7 protein-coding genes are annotated in these 3,319 nt (G+C 67.2%); 2 read left to right on the top strand and 5 right to left on the bottom strand.

Features of this window, described 5'->3' with window-relative positions; all coding sequences use genetic code 11:
• Window positions 1-180: 180 nt before the first annotated feature.
• On the top strand, window positions 181-981 hold the full coding sequence (locus QSK17_RS35580; RefSeq protein ID WP_502889353.1) for a class III lanthionine synthetase LanKC N-terminal domain-containing protein: 801 nt from the start codon (window positions 181-183) through the stop codon (window positions 979-981).
• On the opposite strand, the gene QSK17_RS35575 is transcribed toward QSK17_RS35580, so the two are convergent.
• Window positions 930-1,520 (bottom strand): Pr6Pr family membrane protein, encoded by a 591-nt coding sequence (locus tag QSK17_RS35575; RefSeq protein WP_285711077.1) that lies wholly within the window; start codon window positions 1,518-1,520, stop codon window positions 930-932. The genes QSK17_RS35580 and QSK17_RS35575 overlap by 52 nt on opposite strands.
• Window positions 1,521-1,586: 66 nt before the next feature.
• Between QSK17_RS35575 and QSK17_RS35570 the strand changes: the two genes are divergently transcribed.
• Window positions 1,587-1,721 (top strand): hypothetical protein, encoded by a 135-nt coding sequence (locus tag QSK17_RS35570; RefSeq protein WP_285711074.1) that lies wholly within the window; start codon window positions 1,587-1,589, stop codon window positions 1,719-1,721.
• A gap of 39 nt (window positions 1,722-1,760) precedes the next feature.
• On the opposite strand, the gene QSK17_RS35565 is transcribed toward QSK17_RS35570, so the two are convergent.
• The 4 genes from QSK17_RS35565 to QSK17_RS35550 all read right to left on the bottom strand — a co-directional run.
• Complete coding sequence (locus QSK17_RS35565) at window positions 1,761-1,943, bottom strand: hypothetical protein (protein ID WP_285711081.1); 183 nt, start codon at window positions 1,941-1,943, stop codon at window positions 1,761-1,763.
• A gap of 163 nt (window positions 1,944-2,106) precedes the next feature.
• Window positions 2,107-2,613 (bottom strand): DinB family protein, encoded by a 507-nt coding sequence (locus tag QSK17_RS35560; RefSeq protein WP_285711073.1) that lies wholly within the window; start codon window positions 2,611-2,613, stop codon window positions 2,107-2,109.
• Between the two features lie 98 nt (window positions 2,614-2,711).
• Window positions 2,712-2,996 carry a muconolactone Delta-isomerase gene (gene catC, locus QSK17_RS35555; protein WP_285711071.1) on the bottom strand — a complete coding sequence of 95 codons (285 nt, stop codon included), beginning with the start codon at window positions 2,994-2,996 and terminating at the stop codon, window positions 2,712-2,714.
• Window positions 2,997-3,104: 108 nt separating this feature from the next.
• On the bottom strand, window positions 3,105-3,319 hold a 215-nt coding region (locus QSK17_RS35550), incomplete at its 5' end, for a dioxygenase family protein (RefSeq protein ID WP_502889352.1).

Genomic DNA, 3,319 nt, shown 5'->3' with positions numbered 1-3,319 from the left:
GTGGAGCCTTCTGGTAGACGGACGATCTTGTGGTGAGACCTCTTCTACCGAAGGCTCCACGCCTGTTTCCGGCATCCTCTGTTCGTCCGCGTGTCTGCCCGCGTGTGATCGTTTCTGCCCAGGAAAGCCCTACTGTCCGAGTCGATCACGCTGAGAAAACGTCACTGCCTGGCCGATTTATTGTTTTACGACACACCTGATCAGAAGAATGCTGAATCGTCGGGTTTTTCCGTCTTGTTGAGGGAAGTCCCGGAGGGCTGGTTTCATCAGGCGACGGACACATGGATGTACTACACGCCGGCCGATGTCACCGCGCTCCCGGAGCAAGGCTGGAAGATCCACGTGTCCGCGCCGCCGGCCGACGCCGAACGCGCGGTGCGCACGGTTTGGGACTACTGCGTGGCCCGGAACGTGGCGTTCAAGTTCCTGCGCGGCGAGTCCGTTTTGGTCATGCACAACTCCAAGTCCGCGTCCCGCGCGTCAAGCGGCAAGCTGATCACGATCTATCCCCCGGACGAGACCCGGCTCGAAGAGATCCTGAAGGAGCTTGACGAGCTGCTGCGCGGGGTCAAAGGCCCGTACGTCCTCAGCGACCTGCGCTACGGCGAGGGGCCGCTCTTCGTCCGGTACGGCGGGTTCACCGAGCGGCGCTGCCTGAACGCGAGCGGCGAGATGGTCCTCGCCATCGAGGACGGCGAGGGCCGGCTCGTCCCCGACGTCCGCGGATCCACCTTCTCCGTTCCCTCCTGGGTCGAGCTCCCCGCCTTTCTCGAACCGCATCTGGCCGCCCGCAACGCCGTCACCACCACGGGCCTGCCGTACGAGATCGAGAGCGTGCTGCACTTCTCCAACGGCGGCGGCGTGTACCTCGGCCTGGACAAGGCCACGGGGCGGCACGTGGTCCTGAAGGAGGCTCGGCCAGCGCGGGCTCAGGGGGCCGCGGGTTCGGCCGTGAGCCGGTGGATGCCGAGCAGGGCGTAGCCGAGCACCACGAAGGCGGCCAGCGCTGCGAGCGACGCCGACGCGACGGCCGGCCAGCCCAGTCGATCCACGTTCAGGAACGGGTAGACGTAGCGGCGGGGCAGATTGGGGCCGGCAAGAAACACGAAGGCGCCGTACAGGAGCGGGTAGCCCAGCCAGGCGAACGGCGCCGCCCATCGGACTCGACGCGACCGGTCGAAAGCGGCCCAGTCGACCAGCGCCATGACGGGCGTCACGTAATGCAGCAGGAAGTTGCCCAGCCCGCGTATCCCGCCGCCGGCCAGAAGCGCCAGCGGGTTGGCCAGATCCCGCGAGACGTAGTTGACCAGGCATGTGACCAGCAGGTACAGGGCCACCGCGCCTTTGACGTCGGCGGAGGCTGGATTCCTGCGGCCGTTGACCAGCCGCCAGCCGTAGTAGAGCGCGAGCATGACGTTGCTCTGCACCGTGAAGTATGCCCACGGGCTGCCGATCGACGTCGCCAGGCACACCAGGCCTGCGACGGCCGCCGTGACCAGCAGGATCCGCCACGCCGTCATCCGGATCTCCGTAACCAGCGCGGGTGCGCGGCCCGGGCTGCCGCGTACCAGAAGGGGTAAGACGGGTTGAACGTGCTGCCCGACAACGGCCGGCCGTCGAACAACGTGCGCACGCTCAACATCGACGCGGCCCGCAACAGTCAGGACGGCTGCGCAGGAACGGGCAGGCGGAACATCATGATCACCTTAGCGCCAGAGTAAACATGCATCAATTCGGTGACGTTGTGTGATGATCGCCGGTCAGTCGGTCAGGACGATCGGGGGCATCCAGAGGTGGCCGGTGAAGGCGCGGCGGATCGCGCCCAAGGCGTTCAGGCCGTGCTTGCGGGCCGAGTCGAGGTAGGAGCGGACCGCCGGCCAGGCGGCGGCACCGGTCTCGGATTGATGGCAGCCGGAGATCTTCACCTGGACTGAGATCGTCAACCTTATGGCCACACATGCCCCGCTTTCGCGGCGGCCGGTCAAGACGCACTGGCCCGCGTGGCACAGACCCCCGGCCCCCGTTGATCACGCGGCGACCTCACCGGCGCGCGAGCCGACCTCTCACTTCCACCGCGCCGGGACCGATGATCCGGTCCCCGCGCAGCTACTCGCCGGTGGCGCCGTCGACGCGCTCGCGTAGCAGGTCGGCGTGGCCGTTGTGACGGGCGTACTCCTCGATCATGTGGACGAGGATCCACCGGTGGGAGCAGTCCTGACCATGCCGCTGCCGCTTGCCCACGGCGTCCAGCGGCACCTGGGCCGAGAGTTCGCGGGCGTGCTCGATCTCCGCCTGCCAGGTGGCGAAGGCCTCCTCGGCCGAGGCGGTGTCCACGTCATCGAAGTCGGCGTCGGGGTTGACGTCCTTGCCGAACAGCCGGGGGACGTCCTCGCCGTTGAGAATGTTGCGGAACCACACCTGCTCGACGTGGGCCATATGCCGGACCAGGCCGAGCAGGGACATGCTCGACGGCGGCGCGGAGCGCTCGCGGAGTTGCTCTTCGGAAAGACCCGCGCACTTGACGGCGAGGGTCCCGCGATGCCATTCGAGCCAGTTGTTCAGCATGGCCCGCTCGTCGCCGATGAAAGGGGGAGGAACCCGGTTGTCAGTCATACTCAGCAACGTATAACCGGCATGCCCGACAACGCGCCAGCACGGGTGCCGCTCGGACCCGGCGCCCTCGTAGGACGCCGGGACCGGAACGGGAGAGTTCAGGCGGCCCGGATGTCCGACGGGTGGGTCGCCAGCGGGGTGATCTCAATGGTCATGTACGGGAAGAGCGGCAGGTTCCACAGGATCTCGTGGAGCCGCTCGTTGCCCGACACGTCGAAAACGCTGAGGTTGGAATACCGACCCGCGCATCGCCAGATGTGCCGCCACTCGCCGGACCTCTGCAGTTCCTGCGAATAGGCCTTCTCACGGGCGATCAGTGCCGCCTTCTCGTCCGGGTCCAGCGTGTGCGGGATGGCGACGTCCATCGTCACGGCGAACAACACGGGCCGGTCTCCTTTCCTCGTCGATCGATGCACGGCGGGTCCGGGCACGGCGTGCCCGGACCGGGCCGGTCTCAGGTGGGGTCGAGCACTTCTGATGAGTACGCCTGATCAGGCGGGGTCGAGCACGAAGTCGTAGGTGACCTCGTGGCCCGTCCCGTCGCCGGTCGGCCGGGGGTCCAGGATGAGCTCCGGCTTTACCGCCGAGGCGATGTCGTCGGACACGTGCTCGTCGCCCCTGAAGTAGAGCTGCGTGGTGATCAGCTGGTGGCCCGGCGCGGACACCTTCAGGTGCAGGTGGGCCGGTCGCCACGCGTGCCATCCCG

The organism is Microtetraspora sp. NBRC 16547 (genome assembly GCF_030268965.1).
In the GTDB taxonomy this organism is placed as follows: Bacteria; Actinomycetota; Actinomycetes; order Streptosporangiales; family Streptosporangiaceae; genus Microtetraspora.
Note: the sequence above shows the minus strand (reverse complement) of the source record. Positions and strands in the feature narration are given on the sequence as shown.

Coding starts and splice junctions, on each gene's coding strand:
- QSK17_RS35575 (WP_285711077.1), bottom strand. CDS start 1,520: ATGACGGCGTGGCGGATCCTGCTGGTCACGGCGGCCGTCGCAGGCCTG.
- QSK17_RS35560 (WP_285711073.1), bottom strand. CDS start 2,613: ATGACTGACAACCGGGTTCCTCCCCCTTTCATCGGCGACGAGCGGGCC.